Genomic DNA, 26,978 nt, shown 5'->3' on the forward strand with positions numbered 1-26,978 from the left:
CTTTTAAATATGAAAAAATATTTTTTAATATGCTTTTTACTTTTTACAGGGTTTGGGGCATTTGCACAAAAGTTTGCTTACGTAGATACTGAATATATACTTAAACATTTGCCTGAGTATAAATCTGCATTGGATCAAATGAATGTGTTATCTCAGCAATGGCAAGAAAAAGTTGATGCAAACTTTACTGAGATTGATAAGATGTATAAAGCTTATCAGGCAGATCAGGTATTGTTAACGGAAGACATGCGCAAGAGAAGAGAAAATGAGATCATTGAAAAAGAAAAAGCAGCAAAAGAATTTCAGCGTAAAATATTTGGTCCTGATGGGGATCTTTTTCAAACTCGCTCAAAATTGTTAAGTCCAATTCAGGATAAGGTTACAAAGGCTATTGCTGAAATAGCCAAAGTTAAGCTTCTGGATTTTATATTTGATAAAAGTAGTGAAGCTACAATGATGATATATGCGAGCAGTACTTATGACGTAAGTAACGACGTTATAGTTAGATTGGGTTTCAAACCAGGAACAATGTTGAAATAAACACACAAACAGATAAATTAAAAACAATTATTAAGAAAAATAGAGATGAGAAAGTTAATGAACGCATTTTTTGTAACAGCTGGGTTATTGTTCACTGTTAACATAGCAAATGCACAACAAAAATTGGCGCACTTAAATTCAGCAGCTATTATTGAAGCAATGCCTGAAGTTAAAACCGCCAGAACCACATTAGAGGCCTTTCAAAAAACGAAAACTGCTGATATTGATAAAATGATTTCTGAATATCAGACTAAACTTAAAGCTGCTCAGGACAAAGAAAAAACTTTGAGCGAAGCAAATAAGGAAACTGTTGGTAAGGAATTACAAACAGCTGGTGCTGAATTGCAAGATTTAGAGAAACGCATTACAGATGCAAGAACTAAAGCTCAACAAGAATTAGAGCAAAAAAATGCAGAATTATTTAACCCAATTCAAGTAAAAGCCGATGCTGCTATTAAAGCAGTTTCAAAAGAAAAAGGATTTACTTATGTGTTTGATACTGCAAACCAGGGATTAGTTTACTGGGATGGTGGCGAAGACATCACACCTCTTGTAAAAACTAAATTAGGTATTGCTGCTACTGCTGCAACTCCTGCACCTAAAAAATAATTGAAAATCAAATCTCTGTCAGAACATTTAAAAGAAAACAGTTAACAGAGCAAAAAATATCTAAATTGCGGGATTGAGTGATAAAACTCAATCCCGTTTTTTTATAATGAATATTAAGCATTCCATTGGTGTTTTCGACTCAGGTTATGGTGGTTTAACTGTGTTTAAATCAATAGCTGAAAAACTTCCGAAGTACAACTACATTTATTTTGGTGATAATGCGCGCTCACCTTATGGAGATCATTCGTTTGAAACTGTTTACCAATATACTTTAGAATGTGTAGAGTGGTTATTTGCTCAAGGATGTCAATTGGTTATTCTGGCGTGTAATACAGCTTCGGCAAAAGCTCTCCGTTCAATACAGCAAAATGTATTGCCTTTTAAATATCCAGATAACAGAGTTCTTGGCGTGATCAGGCCAACAGCAGAAATAGTGGGCTCGTTTACTTCATCAAATACTATTGGAGTAATGGGAACCCGGGGGACGATTAATTCTGAGTCTTATCTGATAGAAATTAATAAATTTTTTCCTGAAGTGAAGGTTCTGCAGCAAAGTTGTCCGATGTGGGTGCCTCTTGTGGAAAATAACGAACACCTTGATCCTGGTGCAGACTATTTTGTAGAGAAATATATTAAGGAATTGTTGGAGAAGGATAGTAATATTGATTGTATCCTTTTAGCTTGTACACATTACCCCTTGCTTATCCCTAAAATAATGGAGAAACTTCCAGAGAATGTAAGTATCTTAGGGCAGGGTGATATTGTTGCTGATAGCCTTGTATTGTATCTGAAAAATCATCCCGAAATTGAATCAATGGTAGCAACAGAGGGAAAGAAATCATTTTATACTTCCGGCGATGAGGAAGTCTTTAACCGGCATGCAACAATATTTTTTGGATCTGAGGTTGTTTCGCATCATATTTCCCTGAAAATCTGATGATTGTAATCTGACGTAAAGATTGAATTTCTTTCTAGGTTCTGATTATTATTAAAGGTAAATTTGCGGCTCAAATAACACATAATGAGTGACTCAATAAAACATGAATGCGGAATTGCCTTTATCCGCCTTTTAAAACCTCTCTCATACTACCAGCAAAAATACGGGACTGCACTTTATGGACTTAACAAGCTTTACCTGTTAATGGAAAAGCAGCACAACCGTGGGCAGGATGGAGCAGGGATTGCAACAATTAAACTAGACGTAAAACCAGGTCATCGCTATATAAGCAGATACCGCTCAATGGCACAAAATGCTGTTGCAGATATTTTTGGTTACGTTCAGCACAAATTTGTTGATATTCAAAACGAAACTCCTGAGTTAATGCAGGATGCAGAGTGGTTAAAAAACAATGTGAGTTTTATTGGCGAAGTTTTACTTGGTCATTTACGTTATGGAACACACGGAAAAAATAGTATTGAGAACTGTCACCCATTTTTACGTCAAAACAATTGGATGACCCGTAATCTTGTTATTGCTGGTAATTTTAACATGACAAATGTTGATGAGTTACTTGAACAGCTTTATGAACTTGGTCAGCATCCAAAAGAACAGGCTGATACGGTTACAGTTTTAGAAAAAATAGGCCATTTCCTTGATGATGAAAATCAGGAGCTTTTTGATGAGTATAAAAAAGAAGGTCTTGATAATGTTCAGATCACTCATAAAATCTCTGAGAATTTAGACATCGCAAAAATCTTAAAACGTTCTGCAAAAAATTGGGATGGAGGATATGCAATTTCCGGTATTGTTGGAAACGGCGATGCATTTATTCTTCGTGATCCTTCTGGTATTCGTCCTGCTTACTATTATCAGGATGATGAGATTGTTGTTGCAGCTTCAGAGAGACCGGCAATTCAGACGGCATTTAATATTCCATTTAAAGATGTTAAAGAAATTGAACCTGGTCATGCTCTAATCGTTAAGAAAAACGGTAAAGTAACGCAAGAGATATTTAGAGAACCTGAAACAAAACGAGCATGTTCTTTTGAGCGTATCTATTTTTCAAGAGGTAGCGATGCTGAAATCTATAGAGAAAGAAAGCATTTAGGGGCGTTACTTTGTAAGCAAATACTTAGTGCAGTAAAATCGGATTTAAAAAACACAGTATTCTCTTTTATCCCTAATACTGCCGAAGTTTCGTTTTATGGAATGGTTGAAGGGTTACATAGTTACATCAGAAATGTACAAAAAGATACTTTATTGCATCGTAAAGATTCCTTGAATGACGAACAATTGGATGAGCTATTGTCCATGTCGCCAAGGGTAGAGAAATTAGCGATTAAAGATGTTAAGTTAAGAACATTTATTACACAGGACGCAGATAGAGGTGATATGGTTGCCCATGTTTATGATACCACATACGGTGTAATAAAAAATCATACAGATACTTTAGTGGCGGTAGACGATTCAATTGTTCGAGGTACAACTCTTAAACAGAGTATTATCAAAATTATTGATAGACTGCACCCTAAAAAGATCATTATTGTTTCATCGGCACCTCAGATCCGTTATCCGGATTGCTATGGTATTGATATGTCTAAGATGGGGCAGTTTGTTGCTTTTGAAGCCGCAATTCAGCTTTTAAAATCTCGTGGTATGGAACATGTGATAGAGGAAGTATATCAAAAATGTAAAGCTTCATTATTGCTTCCAAAAGAGGAGATTGTAAATCATGTAAAGGATATTTACAGGCCGTTTACACAAGAAGAAATCTCTGCACAAATTACTAAGATCATAACTCCGACTAATATCAGTGCTGAGGTAGAAGTGATTTATCAGACTTTAGATAACTTACATATTGCTTGCCCAAATCACACAGGTGATTGGTACTTCTCAGGCAATTACCCAACTCCTGGAGGAAATAAGGTTGTTAACAAAGCCTTTGTAAACTGGAAAGAAGGAAATAACCAAAGAGCTTACTAGTAAGTTAATCATCAAATAAAAAAGGCCCCGGTTTGTATGTCAAATATACCGGGGCCTTTTTTATTATATTTATTTACATATTATATTTAATAAATACCTGAATAAATAATCTGATCGCAAAGATTAATATCACAGCCCCTGCAATTTTATTGAGGTTCTGGATGCTTTTTTCTTTTATTCTGTACCTTAATTTCGCTGCGTAATAGGTTTTAATACAGTCAACCGAAAGCTGGGTTGCCATTGCTATTACAAAGAATACAACCTTTTCTGCCATGTCATAATGGAGCTGAACAGAAATAATACCTCCAACCATAATCCAGAACATTAAAGTGGAAGGGGATAACAGGCACATTAAAAATCCTTTTAGGATATAGCCTCTTTTTTTGATTTTTACCGTTTCTGAGATATCGTAACTTACTTTTACTTTACTGAAAAGATAGTAAAGGCCAATTCCAAAAAGAAACAGCCCGCCAATAATACCAATATATTGATTGTACTCAGATTTATAGTCAACAAATTGTGAACTGAATATAGTAAGCGATATAAAAATTATGTCGCTGAAAACTACTCCTATAGCTAAAGAGAAACCAGCTTTAAAGCCTTTTTCAATGCTGGTTTTTATCATGGAAAAAAATACGGGACCCGTTAAAAACGAAAATAAAATCCCCGCACCTATCCCTTGTAATATTGCTTCAAACATTCAGCTTAACATATATAATACGCTAATATGCGATTTTTAAACATAAAGTGACCTTATTTTTTTACTAGTTTTCATACAGATATATAACACTCTGTATTGTGTAAACATTACACTTTAGCTTATAGTTTTTTTTATTTATGTTTAGCATTCTAAAAAACCAAGTTTAAAAATGAGTTCAGAAAATTCTCAAACCAAATGGGGGCAGTTTATACCCTTAGTCACAGTATTCTTTTTTTGGGGCTTCGTAGCCGCCAGTAACGACATATTAATACCAGTATTTAAAAAAGCGTTTGACTTAACTCAAAGCCAAAGCCAATGGGTATCACTTGCATTCTATATTGCATATACCGTTGGCGCATTAATTTATAACGCAATTTCAGTGTTAATGAAGCAGGATGTTGTAAATAAGCTAGGTTATAAAAATTCTTTAGCCTTGGGTTTAGTTATTTCTGCAGTGGGAACCTTATTATTTTATCCAGCCGCAAACATTGGCTCATTTCCACTAATGTTATCAGGGTTATTCATTGTGGCATTAGGGTTTTCATTGCAGCAAACGGTGGCAAATCCGTTAGCTATTGCATTGGGGCCAATTAAAACGGGATCCCAGCGCTTAACCTTAGCTGGTGGTATTAATAACTTTGGTACTACAATAGGACCATTAATTGTAAGTTTTGCCATTTTTGGCTCATTATCAACAGCAAGTGAAGATGTAAGTATTGAAAGTGTTAAAATTCCATATTTAATTTTAGGAGCAGCTTTTATTGCGGTTGCAATATTTTTAAAGTTATCTCCTTTACCAGACAGACCAAATTTAGTTGAATCAGTTGATGATGATGCAAGCCATAAAGGTTCAGCTTTAAAATACCCTCAGCTGGTATTGGGTATGATTGCCATATTTGTATATGTTGGAGTTGAGGTGTCTACCGCTAGTAACTTACCTGCTTATATGGAAAAAGACCTGGGCTTTGCAATTAAAGATATTGCCCCTTACGTATCTTTATACTGGGCCAGTATGATGATCGGAAGATGGACAGGAGCTGTTGAGGCTTTTACAGACAATGTAGGTACACAGAAAATATTAAGATTTATTGCGCCATACCTGGCTTTTGGAATATTCCTGGGTGTGAATGCTATATTTCATCATGATTTAGCTCCGTTTTATGTATATGGCCTAATAATCTTAGTATTGATTATTGCTGATATGGCCAGTAAAGGAAACCCAGCCAGAATGTTGCTGATATTCTCTTTCATTGGTATCGCTGCCATCTTAATAGGTATGTTTACAAAAGGCATGGTTAGTGTATATGCTCTAACAAGTGTAGGTTTATTTTGCAGCACACTGTGGCCTTGTATTTTTACCCTTGCAGTTAGCGGGTTAGGTAAAAACACAAGCCAGGGAAGTAGCTTTTTGATCATGATGATCATGGGTGGAGGAATTGTTAGCTGGATACAAGGATATGTATCTGAGTTTACAGGTATTCAATACAGTTATATAATAGGTGTACTTTGCTTTGCATACCTTGCATATTATGCATGGAAAGTAAGTGGTATTCTTAGAAAACAAGGAATTGATTTTGATAAAAAGATAGCCGGAGGACATTAAGGTGCCCGCGGATAAAAACTTCCCTCTTTGTGTAAAGGAGGGAAGTTTTTTTTTTACCCTATATTTGCCAGCCGTTTTTTTGAATTAAAATGCATCAGATGAAGAAAGGATTTAAAGATATATTTATGAATTTGGCTACCGATTTGTCGCATCGCTCACACTGTGTGCGTGCCCATGTAGGTGCTGTATTAACAAAAGATACAAGGATTATCTCCATTGGTTATAATGGTCCGCCTTCAGGTACCCATAACTGTGATGAAGAATGGCCGGAAACTGGATGCGACAGAGATTCTCGTGGCAGTTGTTCTCTTGCATTACATGCAGAAGAGAATGCTATATTGTATGCAGTAAAAAATGGGTCTAAAATATCGGGGTCAACTTTGTATACCACCTTGTCGCCATGCATTGCTTGTGCCAGGTTAATATTATCGTCAGGTATTAAATTAGTTTACTATAAAGATTCCTATGCAGAGTATAAGGGCTTGTCAAGCGATGAAGGTGTTGATTTTCTGCGAAGATTTGGTGTGGAGGTAATTAAATATTCTTAACTTTGGCCATGCTAGAAAAAATCATAATTCTCGATTTTGGTTCTCAATACACACAATTAATTGCCCGTAGGGTACGCGAATTAAATGTTTATTGCGAAATTCATCCCTTCAATAATATCCCTGAAATCTCATCTGACGTTAAAGGCATCATATTTTCAGGTAGTCCATACTCAGTTCGTCAGGAAGACGCACCTCAGATTGATCTTGAAAAATTCCATAAACATTACCCTGTTTTAGCAGTTTGTTATGGAGCTCAGTATATTGCCCAACATACCGGTGGAGAGGTTAAAGCTTCTACAATACGCGAATACGGCAGAGCCAACCTAAGCTTTGTAGCAGAAAATAATAAGTTATTCAAAAATATAAATACAGGGTCGCAAGTTTGGATGTCACATGGTGATACAATTACCGCAATGCCTGCAAATGCTGAACTTATAGCCAGTACAGATAGCGTAAAAGTTGCCGCTTACCAGGTTAACGATTCGGAAACCTATGCAATCCAGTTTCACCCTGAGGTGACACATAGTACTGATGGTAAACAATTGTTGGAAAACTTCCTTGTAGATATCTGCGGATGTAAACAAGAGTGGACTCCAGATGCATTTGTTGAAACGACCATTGCTGAGTTACAAGCTAAATTAGGTAACGATAAAGTTGTTCTGGCCCTTTCAGGAGGTGTTGATTCAAGCGTTGCCGCAATCTTATTGCATAAAGCAATCGGAAAAAACCTGCATTGTATTTTTGTAGATAATGGTTTGTTGCGTAAAGGAGAGTACGAATCTGTATTAGAACAGTACAAACACCTTGGTTTAAATATAAAAGGAGTTGATGCCAAAGAGCGTTTCCTTAGCCAGCTTGCAAAAGTTAAAGATCCTGAATTAAAGCGTAAAGCAATCGGACGTGTATTTATCGAGGTATTTGATGATGAGGCCCATGAGGTTCAGGATGTAAAATGGTTAGCACAAGGAACTATTTATCCTGATGTTATTGAATCGGTATCTGTTAAAGGCCCTTCTGCTACAATCAAATCGCACCATAACGTAGGTGGCTTGCCTGATTTCATGAAGTTAAAGGTGGTAGAGCCTCTTAATACCCTATTTAAGGATGAAGTAAGAAGAGTGGGCAAATCATTAGGTCTTGAACACTTTATTATTGGCCGTCATCCTTTCCCGGGTCCTGGATTAGCAATCAGAATTCTTGGTGAAGTAACCGCCGAGAAAGTTGCTATTCTTCAGGAAGCAGATGCCATCTATATCGATAACTTAAAGGAAGCCGGCCTTTACGATAAAGTTTGGCAGGCAGGAGCCATATTCCTTCCAGTTCAATCTGTTGGTGTAATGGGTGATGAGCGTACATATGAAAACGTAATTTGCCTTCGCGCAGTTGAATCAGTTGACGGTATGACTGCCGATTGGTGCCATCTGCCATATAACGTACTCGCAAAAATTTCTAATGAAATAATTAACAAAGTAAAAGGAATTAATCGCGTCGTGTATGATATCAGCTCAAAACCACCAGCTACAATTGAGTGGGAGTAAATATTGGGTAATAGCTTTTATAGGTCTTTTTTTAGCTGCATGTTCACCTAAAATTCAAAAAGCCCCTGTTAAAAAGCCCGATGTTCCTAAAAAGGTAGAAGAGAAAAAAGAAAAGCCTGCGGCTAAATTTACGCAGGCTGATATTGCTCTGCTTATTCCGTTTAAATTAAATGATTTAAGACTTAAAACCGCTACCAAGGCAGATATCGAAAAATCTGCAATGGCCATCGATTTTTATCAGGGTTTTAAGCTTGGAATAGATTCGGCAGCAGAACAAGGCCTGAATTTTAAACTTAATGTATATGATACCCGCGACAATAATAGTCAAATAGAGGGACTCATTAAGAATCAAGGACTAATTAACAGTAATCTAATTGTGGGGCCTGTCTATCCTGATGGACTAAAATACATTAAAGATTATTCTATAGCAAAGGGTATTCCAGTTGTTAATCCTCTTGCAGCTACACACCCGCAGGAATTTAATAATCCTAATTTGATCTCTATTGTAAATAATATAGACCTGCACGCCGAAAAGTTAGGATTTTATATCACTAAACATTACAATCCGGAAAACACGGTTTTAGTACTTATAGATCCACAGGACCCTGGTAGTAAACTACTGTCTGCGCCTTTAAAAGCTTATTTTGAAAACAATAAGAAGAAGTTCACTTTTCAGGAATTTGCTTCTGTGTTTACCATGGAGTTAAAACTGATGAAGGATAAAAAATACATCATTATTGTAACTTCTCCAGACAGGAAATTTGTAATTCCAACACTTGATAAATTAGTGAAATTAAAAAACAGCGGTCTGGATATTGATTTGTATGGTCATCCCGACTGGATAAAACAAAATTATAATACAGATAAGCTTCAATTGTTAAATACTGCTGTAACATCATCTTATAAAGTTGATTACAAGAACAATCATGTGATCTCATTTATAAAAAAATATAGGACTGCATTTAACTTTGAGCCTGGTGAATATTCATTTAAAGGATTCGATATCGGTTTTTACTTCGGTCATTTAATTTCAAAGCACGGAAAAGATTACCTGAAATATATTACCGAGGAAAAGTACAAAGGGCTTCATAATAGTTTTTCTTTCTACCATGACGAAAAATTAGGTTATATTAATGCCAGCTTAATGTTGCTACGTTACCAGAACTTTTCTTTAAATCTTATTGAATGAGGGTAGAACACCAGATCAGGGCATTTGAACAGGTCTTTAATAGTTACGATGGTACGCAGCCATTACATCGGTTCCTGTTTACTTACTTTAAACAGCATAAACAGATGGGGTCGTCCGACAGGCGTTGGGCTACCCGATACATTTATAGCTTTTTCAGATTAGGTAAGGCTCTTTTTAAAGAAGATCTTATAGCCAGACTGGCAATTGCTGATTTTCTTTGCAATCAAACAGTAAGTCTTGTAATTGAAGCTAAACTGCCTCAGCTTAAAGAACAGGTAAGCCTTTCTGTACAGGAAAAAATAGCCTTAATAGCAGAACAATATCCTTTGTTTAAACTTTCAGATGTATTTATATTTAATGAGAATCTGAGTAAGGATATTGAAAAGCAAGATTTTTATGAGTCATTTTTTATACAACCCGATCTTTTTTTGCGGGTCAAACCGAGTTATGTTGCTCAGCTCGTTCAAACTTTAAAAGAAGCTGAAATTGTTGTTGAAGAAGTTAGCGATACAACATTAGCTTTGCCAAACGGAATCAAGCTGGAGAAGATTTTACCATCTCAGAAATATTATCAGGTGCAAGATTTATCCTCACAAAAAACCGGAAATTTCTTTCAACCAAAAAAATGGGACTATTGGTGGGATTGCTGTGCGGCATCAGGCGGTAAATCGCTGCTTCTACACAATCTTGAGCCTACGGTACAGTTGTTGGTTAGTGATGTAAGAGAAAATAGCTTAAACAACCTCGAAGAGCGTTTTGGTGAAGCCGGAATAAAAAAGTACCAGAAAAAAGTATTAGATCTGCTTCAGAACAATGATCAGGATCTTCATCATTATGAATTTGATGGGATTATCCTCGATGCACCATGCTCCGGGTCGGGTACCTGGGGCCGTACACCAGAAATGCTGTATTACTTTGATAGCCATAAGATCAGCTATTTTTCGAAACTTCAAACTTCAATAGCCGGAAACGTTGTAAAATATCTGAAAACCGGGAAGCCATTGATATACATTACCTGTTCGGTATTTAAACAGGAAAACGAAGATGTAGTAACATGGATAGAAGAAAACCTGCCTGTACAACTTGAAAAAATGGAACTAATCAGCGGTTATAAAGATAAGGCAGATACCATGTTCATTGCCAGGTTCATAAAGAAGTAGCCAATGGTTAGTGCCCATGGGTACCAAACCATTGCTTAATCTTGCTCTTAATGTGACTTATGGTCTCAAACAATATGGCCAGCACACCAATAATCAACGTGAATTGCTCGAAGCTGTTCATAACCATTTTTTATTTTAGACTACCAGAAAAGGCTTTTGTTACAAGCCTGTATTGTTCCTGAACAGTTTAATTGCAATAGCGAGAAGAATAATTCCGAAGGCTTTTCGCAGAACATTTAAGCCAGATTTGCCAAAAAGTTTCTCCAACCGCTCAGTGTTTTTTAGCACGAAATAAACAAACAGCATATTCATAATAATACCCACAATAATATTTTGGGTAGCATATTCAGTTTTCAACGAAAGTAAAGTAGTCATGGTGCCCGCACCTGCAATTAGCGGGAATGCCAAAGGCACAATTGATATGGTTTCAGGAGCTTCGCCTTCTTTAAATATGGTTAAGCCCAGTACCATCTCCATTGCGATAAAAAAGATCACAAATGAACCTGCTATGGCAAATGATTCAACATCAAGTCCAATAACCTTTAATAAGCTTTCTCCGGCAAACAAAAAGATAATCATAAGTGCTGTTGCAACAATTGCAGCTTTTTCCGATTGAATATGGCCGGCCTTTTTTCTAAGTTCAATAACTACAGGTATTGAACCAAGTATATCAATGATGGCAAATAGCACCATTGAGGTCGATAGAATTTGTCGAAAATTGAATTCCATAGCAGTTAATTTACGGTACAAAGGTAAATTAATTAGCAATAAAAAAGCCACCCGAATGAGTGGCTTTTTTATTGCTAATTATGATTAGTTATTTTGGTTGAACCTGATTTGATGTTGAAGCACGATATAAGTATAAACAGATATGTGCAACAGCAAATATCAATGAGAAGTAGTACAAGCCAGTATCTTTACCGTCAGTAATATTGTGGTGAATTAGTGCTACTACAATCAATAATACAGCAAGACCAGCACCTACATACGAAACAGTTTTAGTGCTCTTAGCTAATGTAGCCTGTAAATTGTCAGATAACAAGCTGTTTTTCATGCCGTAGAACAGGTATACGTTAATACCAATAATCATCCACACCAATAAACGCACCCAGGTATCAAGAGGTAAAAATACCATCATGCCAAGGCACACAGCAACCCCTAAAATAGGGATAAGTGGTACCAAAGGCACTTTAAATGCACGTGGTAAATCAGGCATGCGGTTCCTTAAAATAACAATACCAATACATACCAGAATAAAGGCTAGCAGTGTACCAATACTGGTCATTTCACCAACAACCGTTGCAGGTACAAATGCAGCAAATAAACTTACAAACACCATGAACAACAAATTGCTTTTAGCCGGAGTGCTGTATTTAGAATGCACCTTTGAAAAAACTTTAGGTAACAATCCGTCTTTACTCATTGAGAAGAATACCCTCGATTGACCCAATAACATCACCAGGATAACAGAAGCATAACCGCCTAAAATTGCCAGAATAATTAATTTGTTTAACCATGGATAAGCCGGAGTAACAACACCCGCAGCATTTTTAACACCCATATTGTCAATTGCAACTGCAACCGGTGCTATTCCATCCTGACCTTTAAACATGTCAAAATTAGCTACACCAGTCATTACATGCGCAAAAAGGATATATAGAATTGTACAGATAAATAAAGAAACAAGGATACCAATTGGCATATCCTTCTTAGGATTTTTTGCCTCCTGAGCTGCAGTGGAAACCGCATCAAAGCCGATATAGGCAAAGAAAACAATTCCCGCGGCTCGTATTACGCCTCCCCATCCATGTGTAAATAAACTTTCATGACCTGGTTTATCACCCGGAATAAAATAAGGAGAGTAGTTGTCTGTATTGATATATTTCCATCCTAAAAGGATAAAAATGAATACAATTACAACCTTAATAGCAACAATAAGTCCGTTAACAAATGCCGATTCACTAGTACCTCTGATTAATACAAAAGACATTAAGACGATAATAAATACAGCCGGTAAATTAACCATCCCAGAAACTACTGTGCCATCTAACAAGGTCGCAGTTTCAAAAGGCGACATGGTTAAATGTGCGGGCAGGTGGACGTCGTAATAAGCCAAAAACTTGACCAGGTATCTGCTCCAGCTAATAGACACGGTTGCAGCACCCAAAGCATATTCAAGCACCAAATCCCAACCTATAATCCAGGCAATAAATTCACCCATTGTAGCATAAGAGTAGGTGTATGCACTACCTGCTACAGGAATCATTGAAGCAAATTCAGCATAACATAAGCCAGCAAAAGCGCAACCCAGTGCTGCAATAACAAAAGATATCGTAATTGCAGGGCCTGCATTATTGGCTGCGGCAGATCCGGTTATCGAGAATAGTCCCGCCCCGATAATTGCACCAATACCCAAAGCCACTAAATTGACAGGGCCGAGGGTCCGTTTCAGCGTTCCTTCACCACTTTCGGCAGCTTCTCTTGTAAGTAAGTCAATTGACTTTCTAAAATTCATAGTTTAAGGTTTAGTTAAAGTGTATCTATAACTCGTCTAGTTTATATTATAAGCGTCAAACCTAAATAAAATATATCTAAAAATAAAAGGGATTCTTTTTCGAAATCCCTTTTATTTTAATACTAATCATGTTTAAGGTTGAGCTTTGGAAGCATTCGTTGAACTTCTAAGCTCTTTTTTCTCTGTTTTTAGCGTGTTGTCTGTTTCGATTTTAGCTAATTCAATATTTTTAGGTGTTTGTTCAGCTAAAGATTTTGCCGTTTCTACTTTTATTGCAGATAATTTAGAAGAAACATGAATTGAATTCATGTTTTCTGTTTTTGAAGCCGTATTATCGTTTGGTGCTACAGCAATGTATGGCGCAATAACCAACGAAACAATAGACATCAGTTTAATGAGAATGTTCATAGACGGGCCCGAAGTATCTTTAAAAGGATCACCAACGGTATCACCAGTAACAGATGCTTTATGTGGTTCAGATTTTTTGAAATGCATCTCGCCATTAATCTCAACCCCCTTTTCAAAAGATTTTTTAGCATTATCCCACGCACCACCTGCATTGCTCTGGAAAATTCCCATCAACACTCCTGATACAGTAACACCTGCCAATAAACCTCCTAATATTTCTGCAGAACTTACTGATGGGAAAACGCCTTTAAAACCAAAACCAACAAGAATAGGCACCAATAGAGCAATGGCTCCCGGAAGCAGCATTTCGCGAATAGAGGCTTTGGTAGAAATAGCAACGCATTTTTCGTATTCAGGCTTTGCTTTATATTCCATAATTCCCGGAATTTCGCGGAACTGACGACGAACTTCCTGCACCATATCCATTGCTGCTTTACCAACAGCTGCAATACATAAAGCAGAAAAGATAAACGGAATCATAGCGCCTACAAATAAACCAGCCAGAACCGGTGCTTTATAAATGTCTATAGCAGAGATGCCTGCTACACCAACAAAGGCAGCAAACAAAGCCAGAGAAGTTAAAGCTGCCGAAGCAATTGCAAATCCTTTACCTGTAGCTGCAGTAGTGTTACCAACAGCATCCAGATTATCAGTACGCTCCCGTACTTCAGGAGGTAGTTGACTCATTTCTGCAATACCGCCTGCATTATCGGCAATTGGGCCAAAAGCATCAATTGCTAATTGCATTGCCGTAGTCGCCATCATACCAGCTGCTGCAATTGCCACTCCATATAAACCTGCAAACGCATAAGAGAAAATGATACCTCCTGCTAAAACCAGGATAGGAACAACTGTAGATTTCATACCTACTGACAACCCACCTATAATATTTGTAGCATGGCCGGTACCAGATTGCTGGATAATTGAATTAACCGGGCCTTTGCCCATTGCAGTATAATATTCAGTGATGATACTCATTAAGGTGCCAACTACCAAACCAACTATAATTGAATAAAATACATCTAAACTAGTGAAATTTACTCCACGTAAATGCAAGTGCTCTGGTAGCATGCCCATTACCACAAAATAAGAGGCTACTGCTGTTATCACAATAGAGCCCCAGTTGCCAAGGTTCAAAGCAGTTTGTACGTTCGAGTCTTCGCCTTTAATACGCACAAACCAGGTTCCGATAATAGAAAATATAATACCAAGGCCACATATTACCATCGGTAACAAAACAGGAGAAAATCCATTCAGATTATCGGCCGCAATACCGTTTATCTTTTCAACAACGATTTCTTGTCCCAATACCATTGTAGCAAGAATTGTTGCCACATACGAACCAAATAAGTCTGCACCCATACCAGCTACGTCACCAACATTGTCGCCAACATTATCTGCAATAGTTGCAGGATTACGTACGTCATCTTCAGGTATCCCTGCTTCAACTTTACCAACTAAGTCGGCCCCAACATCTGCAGCTTTGGTATAAATACCACCTCCAACGCGTGCAAAAAGAGCTATTGATTCTGCTCCTAATGAAAATCCGGTTAATACTTCTATGGCCGTTTTCATCTCAACACTGTTTGGCTCAACTACGTTAAAAATATTCAGGAAAACAATAAATAAACCCCCTAAACCTAAAATTGCTAAACCAGCAACACCTAAGCCCATAACAGTACCACCGCTAAAAGAAACCTTTAAAGCTTGTTTTAAGCTTGTTCTTGCAGCCTGGGTTGTACGTACGTTAGCTTTAGTTGCAGCTTTCATACCAATGTATCCGGCAGTTGCCGAAAATACTGCGCCAATAATAAAAGCAATAGATATGATCCAGCTAGAGTGTAATTCTACGCCATTAACTTCATGTACTGTTCCTGAGTAAGCAAGCAAAGCTGCCGTGAATACAACAAAAATGCTTAGTACTTTCCACTCAGCTTTTAAAAAGGCCATTGCCCCATCGGCAATATAGCCAGCCAGTTCCTGCATGTTTTTATCCCCTGCATCCTGTGTGTTTACCCATGCGCTTTTAATAGCCATCACAATGATGCCAATTAAACCCAGGGCGGGAATAAAATAGATTAAATTGTTCTGTAAAAACTCCATACTTTTGATCTCTTGTTTAGTTTATTTTTGGTTGTTAGTTATCGGCTTTTTACCTGCAAAAAGAGCTAGAGCCATTTGTTTGTAGCTGGCAGCATCGTTACTTTAGAGCACTTAAGCCATTTAATAAGCAAGACCGGGCTTTACAAAAATAAGCGTGTTTCTGAAATTACCAAATTTTTAATGAATTGATTACTAACCTTTTTTACAATGGTTAAAATTACAGTCTCAGAAGCTTTTAAATAATACCAAGTCCTCACATGGTTCACAAATTCTACACACCTCCTTGACAAAAAGGTACCTGTTTGTGTATTTGGTGTGAAGGAGGTGTGTAGAATGTGTGAAGAAACATTAATCTTGTGAAGAACTTTAATATATTAGCAGTACAGTATAATACAACCTATAGTGATGTTGTATTGCATTTGTGCTAAAAACAACCAAACCAAACCATATGGATAAAGAAAATCAAGACGGTTCTTTTAAGCGGGAGCTAGGGCTATTAGATGGTACTATGCTTGTAGTAGGCTCTATGATAGGGTCAGGAATATTTATAGTAAGTGCTGATATAGCCCGACAAGTTGGTTCAGCCGGTTGGCTTATCCTTATATGGGTTGTTACTGCAATAATTACCATTATAGCAGCGGTTAGTTACGGAGAGCTTAGCGCAATGTTCCCAAAAGCAGGGGGCAATACGTTTATTTAAAAGAAGCTTATAATAAACTGATTGCATTTTTATATGGGTGGAGCTTGTTTGCTGTAATACAAACTGGTACAATAGCAGCCGTTGGGGTTGCTTTTTCTAAGTTTGCCGCGTACTTGTATGAACCCTTTAGCGAAAATAACATCCTATGGCAAATTCAAACCGGAATTAGTGATAAGGGAATTCCGGAACATTATACCATTAGCGCTGCTCAATTGGTTTCTATAGTAACCATTGTGCTGCTAACATTTGTAAATAGCCGCGGTGTTAAGGATAGCAAAATTTTGCAAACAGTATTAACAATTATAAAGATCCTGTCGCTTTTTGGATTAATCGTTTTCGGATTTACGCTGGCTGCAAAAGCTGAAGTTTGGAATGCAAACTGGGCAAATGCCTGGGAAACACGCTCTTTTAGTTTAGAGGCCATGGCATGGAGCCCTATCAGTGGAAGCCTGTTACTTTCCGGGATCGCGGCGGCAATGGTAGGATCGTTGTTTTCAAGTGATGCCTGGGCGGGTGTTACTTTCATTGCCGGTGAGATCAAAAATCCACAGCGAAATGTTGGCCTGAGTTTGTTTTTAGGGACTTTAATTGTAAGTATTATTTATATCCTGGCCAATGTGATGTATGTGGCAGTGTTGCCGCTTGATCAGATTACCACTGCAAAATCAGACAGGGTAGCAGTAGTTGCGGCACAGTATATTTTTGGGCAGGCAGGTACTATAATTATTGCTGTAATGATCATGATCTCAACGTTTGCATGTAACAATGGTTTAATTATGGCCGGTGCAAGGGTTTATTATACAATGGCAAAAGATGGCCTGTTCTTTAAAAAGGCAGCAGTTTTAAATAATGCGGATGTACCGGGCTGGGCCTTATGGGTACAGGGAGTATGGGCTTCTGCACTATGTTTAACTGGTAGGTATGGTGCGCTTTTAGATTTTGTAGTAATTATTGTTCTGATATTTTATATCCTTACCATTTATGGAATATTTATTTTAAGAAGAAAAATGCCGGATGCTGAGCGTCCATACCGTGCTTTTGGCTATCCGGTGCTACCTATGTTATACATCATAGTAGCATCAGCACTGAGCATTGCACTTTTAGTTTACAAAACAGATACCTGTGGGTGGGGTGTTTTAATCATGCTAATCGGGATACCGATATATTATTTTACGAAAAAAGTAGAAAAAACAGAGTAAATATAAAGGGCCACATCATTTTTGATGTGGCCCTTTATATTTACTGATTTCCTAAGCGGGTAGTGAAATCAGAGATCACATTTTGATATTTTCTTAATACACGATCCCAGTCATGGAACTGCTCATCAGCTTTTACGCTTGTTAAAGGAGCTCCTGAATATTCACTTACAAGTTTAACCTTATAAGTAAGTGGCTCGCTTTTAGATAGCTTAATAATTAATCGTGTTCTGATGGTGTTTTGCTGAAAGCTTTGAATACTCCATGAGGTACGTAAGTAAGATGTTTCCTTATCCGCAACTTCAATAGCATCAAAGTAATCAGTTACGATTTGATTTGCACGTTTCCATACCTCGCTTACATCCTGACTTTTGTTGATTTCAATGGAAAAATCAATGTTGGCCTGATCGGTCTTTATTGAGGCTTCTTCAGCGTCATCTTTCTTCATGTCAAAGAATTGTTTTTTTGGTGGTTCGGCCATTCCTTTTTTATTACAGAAGGTTTGTTCGTACCGCAAAAATCCCGACTTCTGGACTTTAACATTAACACAAGAGTTTTTGGGAACTTTGATTTTGGCGTTTCCCGTACCTAAGATTTGACCATCTACAATAATTTTTGCATCGGCTTCTGATGCTGAAATTTGGACGGTTTGAGCTTTAATTGCAAAAGGTGCAACTAAAAACAGTGAGGCTGCTAATAAAGATTTTAATTTCATAATAAAGTTAATTTGTGAAAATTATCCATGACAAATTAAACCCTAAAGCTAGTTAAAAAAAATACCCACTAGTGGGTATTTTTTTTTGAGTTAAAATTCATTATATTTTAGTCCATAGCAATTTTAGGGGGTAAAAGTTTATACATTACCGGAGTTACCAATCTAGACAGTAGGGTGGAACTAATCAGACCGCCAATAAGCACCAAAGCAAGCGGAGAATACAACTCACTATATTCTATAACCAGGGGCAATAGCCCGCCGATAGCTGTTAGCGATGTTAGAAGTATGGGTACAAACCTGATTTCTCCCGCTTCAATAATGGCTTCTTCAATACCCTTTCCCTGTGCCCGCAGCTGATTTGTAAAATCCACAACTAATAAAGAGTTTTTAACCTCTATACCTACTAAAGCAATAAAGCCTATTGTAGCTGTAAACGAAAGTGTTTCGCCGGCAAAGAACAACATGATTAACCCTCCAACTATCCCAAGGGGAATAACCGACAATACAATAAGTATACTTTTAAAGGTTTTGAACTCCAGTATCAAGACGCCTAAAAAACCGAAAACGGTAACAATAAGGATAACACCAAGATTACCAAAGCTTTCTTCTTTACTTTCTTTCTCTCCTGCAACTTTAAAAGAGAATCCTTTAGGGAATTTAAACTTGTTCAGCTTTTCGGTGATTTCCTCATCCATGCGCTGTACATTATATCCCGGTTTTACAAAAGCAGAGATCGTTACATACCTATCTTTGTCGTAGTGCCTGATCTGGTTTGGCGAACTCTCAAAGCCAATAGTTGCAACATTTTTTAGCGGTATATTTATGCCAGAGGCCGAGGGAACATATAGCCTGTCGAACATACTAATGTCCTGAAGGTCATTGTTTCTTGGAATAGAAACGTTTACATTATAGTTATCTGCTTTTCCTGAATCTTCGCGGTAGGTTGCTACATTTAATCCTGCTGCGCCTAATCGAACTGTACGGTCTATATCTGCAGAAGCTACCCCCAGTAAAGCGGCCTTTTCTTTATTTATTGTAACCTTAAGGTCTGTAGGTTTCACCAGCAGCGGATTGTTTACGTAAATGGTGCCATCGACCTTGCTGATCAGCGAAGCAATATCAAATGCAGTTTTACGAAGGCCATCCAGGTCATCGGCATAAATGCGATAGGCAAGTGGAGCATCAACAGGTGGGCCTTGTTCAAAGTCCTTAACCTTAATGTTTGCACCCGGATATCCATGAAGCTCCTTTCTTACTTTTTCAATTACCGCAACTTTTTCCCTGGTTTCTAACCCTTCTACCTGAACAAATATCTGCGCATAATTCTCACTTTCATTTTTTGGTATTACGTTGTAATAGATCCTTGGATTCCCTTTGCCAACATTTGTGGAGAATGAACTGATCTCAGGCACTTTTTTCAATACAGATTCCACATATCTGGTCACCTTATTTGTGGTACTTAAATTTGTTCCCTCCGGTGTTTCAATATCTATCAGAAACATTGGTTTTTCAGATTTTGGGAACAAACTGCTTCCTATTACCGGAACTAACGCAAGAGAGGCCACAAAGATTCCACCAATAATAAGTAACGTAATTACGGGTTTCTTAAGTGCTTTGTTAAGCACAGTTCCATAGGTGCCGTGTATTCCTTTTTTCATTGCCCTGAGCAGAAAATTTCCTTCTTCGCTCTGGTGTGGTTTTAAAATGATACTTGCTAAAAATGGCACTACAGTAAGTGATACCAGCATTGAGGCAAATATTGTAGTGATTACAGAAAGGGGCAAGCTTCTTATGAAGTCTCCGGCTGCTTCGGGCAGAAAAACGATAGGCAAAAAGGCAAAAATAAGGAGTACAGTACAGCCAATAACAGCAATGCCGATTTGAGAGGTAGCCTTTATGGAAGCCTCTACTTTACCATAACCCATACGCAGGTACCGCTCTATATTTTCGACAACCACAATGCTGTCATCTACCAGGATACCGAGTGCTACAATCATCCCAACAATGCTTAACTGATTGATGTTATAGCCTAGTACATTCATTAGGGTAAGGCCAATTGCAAGAGATAAAGGAATCGAGATCATCACAACAACGGATGCTCTTGTGCCCAGAGGCAGCAGGGTAATAAGTACCAATAGAATGGCGATGCCAAAATCTCTTGTAAAATGTGAGAGCCGGACATCAACACTCTTGGCCTGATCAAAAACTTTTACAAGGTCTATGCCGGCAGGCAAATCCTTTTTAAAGGCAGTTATCAATTGCTCAACTTTTTCCTGCACCGAAATAATGTTCTCTTTGTCTTTTAAACTTGCATTTATAAAACTGCTCCTATAGCCATTTAGGCGGGTAATATGTGTTTCATCTTCATAACCTAACGAAACATCAGCAACGTCTTTCAGGTAAACCACTTTCCCTTGGGCGCTATAAATTACCGTGTTCTTAACTTCGTCTATGCTCGAAAAATTACCACTGGTTTTAATGTTCAATTTTCTGTTGCCCATACTAATGTTACCACCAGGAATGTTTACATTCTCACTTTGTAAGGCAGCAATAACGTTGTTCTGGGTAAGCTTTTCATTAGCTATTTTTTGGATGTTAAGCCTGATGTTTACCTGATGTTCAGGAACACCTGCGTAAGCTACTTTTTTTAGAGCCTGTATCTTTTCCAGGCGCTCTTTTAGTTCCTTTGAATATTTTTTAAGCGTGGCATTCGATGTGTTTTCACTAACTAAAGCAAACTGGTAAATGCTAACGTCGGATGGGATCTGTTTATTGATGCGTATATCCGCAATATCGGCAGGTAATTCGCTTCTTAAACTGTTTATTTCTCTTACTACTTCCTGATATTTATCGTCAGGGTTTGAGCTATATTTATAAATGATCTGCATCACTGCAAGGCCATCACTTATGTCGGTAGTGATATGTTTTATATCGTCAAGCTCATGGATCTTTTTTTCCATAGGGTCAACAACCAGCTGTTCCATATCCTTAGGATTAGTTCCCGGATAAACCACCACAACTGTAAATTGTGGAGGATGGGTTTCGGGGTCCTCACTTCTTGGCATGGTAAACAGGGAGTATATGCCCAGCGCCAGTACCGCCACAAAAACGATCAGCGTGAACTGGTAATTTTTTACTGCAAATTCAGGTAATTTCATTTTGAAATAATTTAGATTATCTGATTATTTTAATAGGAGCTCCATTGGTAAGATAGGCTGATCCTTCTCTTATTATCTGATCGGTGGGCACTATGCCTGCGGAGATAAAGGCCTTGTCATTTTTCAGATAAGCCACCTTTACGGCCTTTTTTACAGCCCTGTTGTTTACAGAGGTGTATACATAAGCACTGTCATTTTTGCCTTCTACTAAAGCATCAACCGGAACTGACAGCAGATCTGTTTTGCCAAAAGGGTAGATTTTTACTTTGGCAAAAAGTCCTGAAATTAACCTGGCGTAAGTAGGATTGAGCCTTATTTCGGCCTGGTATAAACCTGAAGCTGCATCAGTGCCTTGTGCCAGAGATTTTACTACACCCGTTATGGTTTGTGGGAACACATCAAAGTTCAGGTCAACTTTCTCATTCCCGCTAATCCTTGATCTGTCTTTGTCAGTAATGCCACATTTTACTATCCAGTCTTTGGTTGAGACACTGCTTATATAGAGAATTGGGGTTCCTCCAGCTACCTGTTCTCCTTCATTTGCAAGTTTTTTAAGCACAACGCCGCTTGTGTTTGCGCGTATGGTTGATTGAGTGGCATTAAACCTAGCGATATCGAGGCTCTTTTTGGCAATTACCAAAGCAGTTTGAGTATTTTCCAGCTGTTCTCTGGTACTTACGCTATCCTTAAACAAATTGGCAGTCCTTTGAGCATCTCTTTTTGCCTTGTTAAAACCCTCTTCAGCTTGGTTTAACTGAGCGTTTACTTCAGTCATGTTTAGTGAGGCTAGTACCTGCCCGTTATTTACATGATCACCTTCCTTAACAAAAATGCGGTTTATGATTCCCCCTGTTTTAAAAGAAAGGTTACTCTGTTGTTCTGACGATAATAGCCCTGAGGTTTCTACAGGTTCATTTTCTGTAAGGGCATTAGATGAAATTAGTTTTACCGGAATGGCATCGTCGGTTTTTTGTACTGGTTTTGGCTCACTACAGCCAATTATGGCCAGGCCAAGAAATATGAATAATGGTAGTGAATTTATATGTTTCATTTTGTTTTAGATTAAATGATGGTTAAAGAATATAGCTTGCTTTTGCTCTTTCCAGTTCGGTATTTCTGGTTAGCATATTCAGATATGCAATGCTTTGCTTCAGCTGGTCGTTTATCAGCCTGGTCTGTGCATCCAATAATTCAAGGTAAAGTGCCTGACCTTCTTTGTAAAGGCGCTGCTCATCCTTGTAGTATTGGAGCGATAGGGCTGTCTGACTAACTGATGCTTTAAAAGCCTGGAGTGCCGCGTTCAATTTATTTTGAGCGGTAATCACCTCAAGCTCCAGTTGCTGTGATGCCTGTTCTGTTTGTATTTCGGTAGATTTTAAATCGAGAAGTGCCTGCTGAGTTTTGTTTTTATTTCTGTTGCCATTAAATATCTGCCAGGATAGTGTAACACCAAAAAGATAGTATGGAGCATCCTTATTAACTTTTAAAAAATCACCCTGTGCACCTAAGTCTATGAATGTAGATAGCTTGGGAAGTAGGGTAGATCTGGTTAATTTTACAGAGAGGGTGTTGATCTGGTTTAAAGATTCAAGAGCGGCCAGTTCCTCTCTTTTACTTGAATGTAAAACTGAGTCGGGCTTAATAATCATATTCTCATTATGACTGGTTTCAACAGGGCTATTGAGCGGCTTGTTGAGCAGAAAATTGAAATAGCCAGCGGCATTCAGGGATTCAGCCCTGGCATCTTCGAGCTGGGTTTCGAGACTGGTAAGTTCATTTTCTGAACGGGCCACTACAGTTCTTATTGCTTTTCCATTTTTAACCATCGATTGATTTATCCGAAGGTTTTCCTTTGCCAATACAATCCCGTTTTCAAAAATCCTTATGGCCTGCAGCGATTGTTCATAGCCGTAATAAGCAAGTTTAACCTGTTTTATAAGTTCCCGTTTATATAACCTTAGTTCTATCTGCTGCATCGTGATCTGCTCTTTTTTAATGCGGCTGTTGTATATGATCTCTGCATTGTATAGAGGCAGGGTTGTATGAACTTTGGCATCGTAATAATTATTAGGGTTGAAAGTCTGGCTCACATTATCAACCTGCGGAAACTTACCTGATCCCGTTAAATTATTTAAAGTGCTATATACCGGATTCAGGAGATCCCCAATAGGGATTTCGATTTTACGCCCACCTCCGGATGTAAGATAAGAGGTGTTTAGTTCTACATCCGGAAGGAATAATCCTTTTGCTTCTTTTAAGGCATACAGGCTTCGTTGCAAAGCAAAGTCCTGTTTCTGTATTCCCAGATTGTTTTTGAGCGCTTCGTCTATATAACCCTGAAGATGGCTTTGAGAGAAAGCCCAGAAGGGAAGCCAACACCCCAGGATTAATAGCAGTAACGATTTTAAGGCTGTTTTTCTATTCATGATGTATCGTTGTTTATAAAATGAACACTGTTTATTAGAATTGATTTTTTTTGATTTGTTACAATTTTTGAAGGGAATAATGATCGACGGTTATTTACTAAACACTGTTTATGTTGCTGTAAATTTTTTTAGACTTTAAGTGTTTTTAAAAAATATTCTAATGACTGGATAAGAAGATTAGGGTTTTGCTCAGCTTCAATGTCTACTGATTGTAGCCTTTCTCTAATAAATAAGGAAACAAGGCCATGAACATAGGACCATACAGCCATGGAAACTATTAGAGGATCACCTGCTACAATTAGTTTTTGCTCCAGGCATTCAGTAACTGTTTGAAGAAGATATTGAAAGCTATTGTCTCCGGCTTCCCACTTGCTATGGCATTTAATTTCCGTTAAAGGAGCCCTCATTATAAACATAAGATCATAATAGTCTGGATTTGTCACTGCAAAATTCAAGTATATTTTTCCAAGTTCAGCCAGTCGCTCAAATGGATCTTTAATCTGATTATGGTTTACAAATTCTTTATTTAAGAGATCGAAACCTTGTTCATGAATTACATAAAATATTTCGTCTTTCTCTTTAAAATACAGATAGATAGTTGCAGGGCTGTATTCAATATCGTCGGCTATATTACGGATAGAGGTTTTTTCATAACCTTGTTCCAAAAAGAGTTTTGTAGCTGATTCAATAATCAACTTTCGCCTGTCTAGCTTGTCTCTTTCTTTTCTATCCTTTATTGACATAGTAAAATACTAACCGCTGCAAATATACTAAACACTGTTCAGTAAATACAAAAAATATATAGAATTTATCGAATCCGAATGGTATGGCTTTAAAAAGGAACAGGGATAAGCTTATGCAGCTATCCCTGTTTTAAGATGGTTGATCCACCACAGATCAACCTAAACCAAACAAACCACTACTATAACGTATGATATTGTTAAAAAGTTTCTTTATTTGAAAATAAATTTTAAATAATTACTTCTCAGGATGTTATCTGATGGTTTTAGCAGACAGGAAATCTATTTCTAGTAAAATATAAAGGTTTTTTAATTAGGTAACATTTGTGTAACATTAATTTATTTTTGGTAAATTAGTTTCGCAAGCCAAACCATGACCACATATTCTCTACTTTCTGATCAGGAACTCAGGACTAAATTAGTCTTTGGAGACGAGTATGCTTTTGCAGAATTCTATGAGAGGTATAGTGCCGGGATTTTGGGTTTTGTTAAAAAGTTTGTTCATTCTGCCGACCTTTCGGAAGATCTTACTCAGGAAATATTCATAAAAATCTGGCAATGCAGGTCAAAGCTGGCAGATGTTCAATCATTAAAAGCTTACCTATATATAGTTGCCCGTAACCATACTTTAAATAGTCTTAAAAAAGCCTTTCGTTCTGAAGTTGCTATGTCGGAGGTAGTAAACAGCTTTGTTGAAGAGCGAAATTGTACAGAAGATGAACTTTTGAGTAAAGAGTATTACGATTATCTGCATAATGCCTTAGCACAACTGTCGCCACGCAGTAGAGAAATTTTTAAACTGTGCAGAGAGCAGGGTAAAAGTTATGATGAAGTGGCAACGGCACTTGGCATTTCCCGAAATGCCGTAAAAAACCATATGGTTGCTTCTATGAAAATTCTTAGAACGGCGGTCGAAAAGGACCTAGGTATTTCTTTAGGGGTGATTTTGGTTATGCTCTTAAAATAAGTTCAAAAAAAATTTTTTTTTTCAGCTACCCTCGGCGCTTCAAATATTGTCTTAGTATTTGAAAGGCCCTTGCTATGGAAGATAACGAATTTTACAAAATACTTGTTAACCGGTATATTAATAAACAGCTCACTGATGATGAGCTGGAATTATTTGTGCAATTAACCAAAGAAGGTAAACTGGACGACCACCTTTTGGCAGCGATGAGTAAAAAGGGGGATATTTCTGAAAGTGATCAGGAGGATTATGACAGGCAAACTAAAACGAAGCGGTTGTGGTATAAACTAACGGCTGCTGCTGTGGTATTGGTTGTATTATCTGTAGGGCTGTATTCATATTTCAATCACAATATAATTGACGGTAATAAACAGTCTGTTTATGCAAAACATGATGCAGAACCCGGTGGAGATAAGGCAACGCTTACTTTGGCCGATGGTACCGAAATTTCGTTAACAGATGCCGACAATGGACAGATTGCAAAGCAGGCCGGAGTAGCCATTACAAAAAACACCAGCGGGCAATTGGTGTATACCGTAGTTGAAAGCGGAAAAAAAGAAATAGCATATAATACCATTACCACACCCAGAGGGGGGCAATATCAGGTAAATTTACCAGATGGTACCCAGGTCTGGTTAAATGCAGCATCATCTATAAAATTCCCAACAAGTTTTGCTAATGCAAGCAACCGTAAAGTAGAGTTAAAAGGAGAGGCTTATTTTGAAGTTTTTAAGAATAAGAAACTTCCTTTTATTGTGGTAACGGATAAGCAGGAAGTTGAAGTTTTTGGAACTCATTTTAACATCAATTCTTACGATGATGAAACAAGTGTTAAAACAACCCTGCTCGAGGGTTCCGTAAAGGTTTCGCTGCTTAGTGGGGGCAATAAGGGGACTTCTCGTTTCCTTAAGCCAGGAGAGCAGGCTAGTGTTGAATATCAGACAAGGAACCTTAAAATAGGCAAAGCGAATATTGATCAGGTAATGGCCTGGCAGAAGGGTTACTTCCATTTTGAGGGCGATGATTTGCAATCTGTATTACGCCAGTTATCGCGCTGGTATGATGTGGATGTAGTCTATCAATTAAGCCATAATGATGATGAGTTTATGGGTGATATTCCACGCAGCGTAAAATTATCCGAAGTGCTTAAGATATTAGAATTTGGAGGTGTCCACTTTAAAATTGAAGGAAAAAAACTAATTGTAACTAAATAAACAACTTAAAACCAGTATTGTATGGAAAA

Annotated in this window: 20 protein-coding genes and 1 pseudogene; 12 read left to right on the forward strand and 9 right to left on the reverse strand. The window is 37.7% G+C overall.

Annotated elements, in window-relative coordinates; all coding sequences use genetic code 11:
* The first annotated feature begins 9 nt into the window (after positions 1 to 9).
* The 4 genes from CPT03_RS22455 to CPT03_RS22470 all read left to right on the forward strand — a co-directional run bounded on the left by CPT03_RS22455 (position 10) and on the right by CPT03_RS22470 (position 4,072).
* A complete protein-coding gene (locus CPT03_RS22455) occupies positions 10 to 540 on the forward strand; it encodes an OmpH family outer membrane protein (RefSeq protein ID WP_099441225.1) in 531 nt (176 codons plus the stop codon).
* 45 nt (positions 541 to 585) lie between these two features.
* Complete coding sequence (locus CPT03_RS22460) at positions 586 to 1,149, forward strand: OmpH family outer membrane protein (protein WP_099440906.1); 564 nt, start codon at positions 586 to 588, stop codon at positions 1,147 to 1,149.
* Positions 1,150 to 1,255: 106 nt separating this feature from the next.
* Positions 1,256 to 2,086, forward strand: a complete 831-nt coding sequence (gene murI / locus CPT03_RS22465) for a glutamate racemase (RefSeq protein WP_099440907.1) — start codon at positions 1,256 to 1,258, stop codon at positions 2,084 to 2,086.
* A gap of 84 nt (positions 2,087 to 2,170) precedes the next feature.
* A complete protein-coding gene (locus tag CPT03_RS22470) occupies positions 2,171 to 4,072 on the forward strand; it encodes a class II glutamine amidotransferase (RefSeq protein WP_099440908.1) in 1,902 nt (633 codons plus the stop codon).
* A 73-nt stretch (positions 4,073 to 4,145) separates the two neighbouring features.
* Here the strand turns inward: CPT03_RS22470 and CPT03_RS22475 are convergent, their stop codons facing one another.
* On the reverse strand, positions 4,146 to 4,772 hold the full coding sequence (locus CPT03_RS22475) for a LysE family translocator (RefSeq protein ID WP_099440909.1): 627 nt from the start codon (positions 4,770 to 4,772) through the stop codon (positions 4,146 to 4,148).
* 169 nt (positions 4,773 to 4,941) lie between these two features.
* Between CPT03_RS22475 and CPT03_RS22480 the strand changes: the two genes are divergently transcribed.
* From CPT03_RS22480 to CPT03_RS22500, 5 genes are all read left to right on the forward strand, one after another.
* The gene (locus tag CPT03_RS22480) at positions 4,942 to 6,375 is read left to right on the forward strand and encodes an MFS transporter (RefSeq protein WP_099440910.1); all 1,434 of its coding nucleotides are present in this window, start codon (positions 4,942 to 4,944) and stop codon (positions 6,373 to 6,375) included.
* A 98-nt stretch (positions 6,376 to 6,473) separates the two neighbouring features.
* The gene (locus CPT03_RS22485; RefSeq protein ID WP_245869923.1) at positions 6,474 to 6,923 is read left to right on the forward strand and encodes a deoxycytidylate deaminase; all 450 of its coding nucleotides are present in this window, start codon (positions 6,474 to 6,476) and stop codon (positions 6,921 to 6,923) included.
* An 8-nt stretch (positions 6,924 to 6,931) separates the two neighbouring features.
* On the forward strand, positions 6,932 to 8,461 hold the full coding sequence (gene guaA, locus CPT03_RS22490; RefSeq protein ID WP_099440911.1) for a glutamine-hydrolyzing GMP synthase: 1,530 nt from the start codon (positions 6,932 to 6,934) through the stop codon (positions 8,459 to 8,461).
* On the forward strand, positions 8,418 to 9,650 hold the full coding sequence (locus tag CPT03_RS22495; RefSeq protein ID WP_099440912.1) for an ABC transporter substrate-binding protein: 1,233 nt from the start codon (positions 8,418 to 8,420) through the stop codon (positions 9,648 to 9,650). Before guaA ends, CPT03_RS22495 begins: the two co-directional genes overlap by 44 nt.
* Positions 9,647 to 10,810 carry an RNA methyltransferase gene (locus CPT03_RS22500; protein WP_099440913.1) on the forward strand — a complete coding sequence of 388 codons (1,164 nt, stop codon included), beginning with the start codon at positions 9,647 to 9,649 and terminating at the stop codon, positions 10,808 to 10,810. Before CPT03_RS22495 ends, CPT03_RS22500 begins: the two co-directional genes overlap by 4 nt.
* Positions 10,811 to 10,969: 159 nt before the next feature.
* Here the strand turns inward: CPT03_RS22500 and CPT03_RS22505 are convergent, their stop codons facing one another.
* The 3 genes from CPT03_RS22505 to CPT03_RS22515 form a co-directional block, all read right to left on the reverse strand.
* Positions 10,970 to 11,539 carry a MarC family protein gene (locus tag CPT03_RS22505; protein ID WP_099440914.1) on the reverse strand — a complete coding sequence of 190 codons (570 nt, stop codon included), beginning with the start codon at positions 11,537 to 11,539 and terminating at the stop codon, positions 10,970 to 10,972.
* An 88-nt stretch (positions 11,540 to 11,627) separates the two neighbouring features.
* Entirely contained in the window at positions 11,628 to 13,325 is a 1,698-nt protein-coding gene (locus tag CPT03_RS22510) for an amino acid permease (RefSeq protein ID WP_099440915.1), read from the reverse strand.
* 132 nt (positions 13,326 to 13,457) lie between these two features.
* On the reverse strand, positions 13,458 to 15,836 hold the full coding sequence (locus tag CPT03_RS22515; RefSeq protein ID WP_172954210.1) for a sodium-translocating pyrophosphatase: 2,379 nt from the start codon (positions 15,834 to 15,836) through the stop codon (positions 13,458 to 13,460).
* 526 nt (positions 15,837 to 16,362) lie between these two features.
* Between CPT03_RS22515 and CPT03_RS22520 the strand changes: the two are divergent.
* A pseudogene (locus CPT03_RS22520) lies at positions 16,363 to 17,735 on the forward strand (APC family permease).
* 40 nt (positions 17,736 to 17,775) lie between these two features.
* On the opposite strand, the gene CPT03_RS22525 reads toward CPT03_RS22520, so the two are convergent.
* The 5 genes from CPT03_RS22525 to CPT03_RS22545 form a co-directional block, all read right to left on the reverse strand.
* Positions 17,776 to 18,447, reverse strand: coding sequence for a hypothetical protein (locus CPT03_RS22525; protein ID WP_099440916.1), 672 nt, complete (start codon positions 18,445 to 18,447; stop codon positions 17,776 to 17,778).
* Positions 18,448 to 18,554: 107 nt separating this feature from the next.
* Positions 18,555 to 21,605 carry an efflux RND transporter permease subunit gene (locus tag CPT03_RS22530; protein WP_099440917.1) on the reverse strand — a complete coding sequence of 1,017 codons (3,051 nt, stop codon included), beginning with the start codon at positions 21,603 to 21,605 and terminating at the stop codon, positions 18,555 to 18,557.
* A gap of 16 nt (positions 21,606 to 21,621) precedes the next feature.
* Positions 21,622 to 22,656, reverse strand: coding sequence for an efflux RND transporter periplasmic adaptor subunit (locus tag CPT03_RS22535; RefSeq protein WP_172954211.1), 1,035 nt, complete (start codon positions 22,654 to 22,656; stop codon positions 21,622 to 21,624).
* Positions 22,657 to 22,678: 22 nt separating this feature from the next.
* Entirely contained in the window at positions 22,679 to 24,031 is a 1,353-nt protein-coding gene (locus tag CPT03_RS22540; protein ID WP_099440918.1) for a TolC family protein, read from the reverse strand.
* Positions 24,032 to 24,159: 128 nt separating this feature from the next.
* Positions 24,160 to 24,774, reverse strand: coding sequence for a TetR/AcrR family transcriptional regulator (locus CPT03_RS22545; RefSeq protein WP_099440919.1), 615 nt, complete (start codon positions 24,772 to 24,774; stop codon positions 24,160 to 24,162).
* Positions 24,775 to 25,144: 370 nt separating this feature from the next.
* Between CPT03_RS22545 and CPT03_RS22550 the strand changes: the two genes are divergently transcribed.
* Together CPT03_RS22550 and CPT03_RS22555 are read left to right on the forward strand one after the other, a co-directional pair.
* A complete protein-coding gene (locus CPT03_RS22550) occupies positions 25,145 to 25,738 on the forward strand; it encodes an RNA polymerase sigma factor (protein ID WP_099440920.1) in 594 nt (197 codons plus the stop codon).
* 74 nt (positions 25,739 to 25,812) lie between these two features.
* Positions 25,813 to 26,949, forward strand: a complete 1,137-nt coding sequence (locus CPT03_RS22555; protein WP_099440921.1) for a FecR family protein — start codon at positions 25,813 to 25,815, stop codon at positions 26,947 to 26,949.
* The last annotated feature ends 29 nt before the right edge of the window (positions 26,950 to 26,978 follow it).

The sequence above is a fragment of the Pedobacter ginsengisoli genome, from assembly GCF_002736205.1.
Taxonomy (GTDB): Bacteria; Bacteroidota; Bacteroidia; order Sphingobacteriales; family Sphingobacteriaceae; genus Pedobacter; species Pedobacter ginsengisoli_A.